The following is a 1096-nucleotide window of genomic DNA, read 5'->3' on the forward strand; positions in this document are numbered from 1 at the left end:
CGTGGCCCGCCGGATCCTGGGAAGCGCATGGTGGGCCGGGTTCACCTTCAACGGCATCACCGCCTATGGCGATGGCCACGACAGCCTGATCGGCGGCTCGGTGAAATTCAGGGTGCTCACCCGCGCCTGGGGCCGCTGCGATTGCTGCGGCGCACACGAGCACCAAATGGCCCTGGAGGTGGACCACATCATCCTCAGAAACCAGGGCGGCTCCGACGCCATCAGCAACCTGCAGGCGCTCTGCTTCCGCGGCGTGCAGGCCAGCTACGGCCACCGCGAAGCAGGCTGTGTGTTCTGCGCGCTGGAGCTCATCACCGGGCGGATGGTTGGGATCGCTGAGCACGTCCGAAACTCAATGCTTGGCAGTGGCCAGCGAACGAACCGCGATCAGATCCTGATCACCAATCGCCCGGAGGCTGCTGATGGAAAGCGTCAACAGCGATTGGGTCCGTCCCGATGCGGCGACAAACTCAACCTCGACATTTTCAGGATCGTGAATAGCGACGACAGCACCGAGATCCCCCAACTGCAGACCAGCATCAGGTATGTCGTGGGTAAGAGCAACAGTCTGGTGCAAGACGAACATGACTTACTCCGGAAATGCGGTGACGAGCCTTGGCTGTCTGGAATGATCGGGGATCAGCCAGACCGTTCTGAATGGTCTGGATGCTCCGTTGGGGCCTTTCAAAGTAGCACTGATGACAACTTTCATCCCGTAGGCGCTCATCTCGATCCGATTAACCGACCCAGTCTGCCCATGGTGGAGCAGATCATCACGAAGTCGTGTCCAGGATTCAACGGTGTAGCCAAGTGAACGAAATACCCTGGCCTTGAAGCGACCGACTGGATGCGTGTCTGAGAGCAGATAGTCGCAGATCTTGGCTTCGTCAACGATCGCGTGGTCTGCATGGGGGAGCATTCGTGGGCCAGGGTGATCGCCGGGGCTTCTCCTCCACAAATGCCACCCCCGTCTCACCCCAGCCAGGATGCCCCCATGCCCCCGCCCCGGCGCAGGACGTGGCCCGCCGGATCCTGGGAAGCGCATGGTGGGCCGGGTTCACCTTCAACGGCATCACCGCCTATGGCGATGGCCACG

The 1096-nt window shown here is 61.3% G+C and carries 1 protein-coding gene; it reads right to left on the bottom strand.

Translation table 11 applies throughout. The features are described from left to right. Window positions 1-589 precede the first annotated feature (589 nt). Window positions 590-1045 carry a DUF6883 domain-containing protein gene (locus tag KUG43_RS17420; protein WP_353618071.1) on the bottom strand — a complete coding sequence of 152 codons (456 nt, stop codon included), beginning with the start codon at window positions 1043-1045 and terminating at the stop codon, window positions 590-592. Between the last annotated feature and the right edge of the window lie 51 nt (window positions 1046-1096).

The sequence above is a fragment of the Synechococcus sp. CCY 0621 genome (assembly GCF_019038465.1).
Taxonomy (GTDB): domain Bacteria; phylum Cyanobacteriota; class Cyanobacteriia; order PCC-6307; family Cyanobiaceae; genus Cyanobium.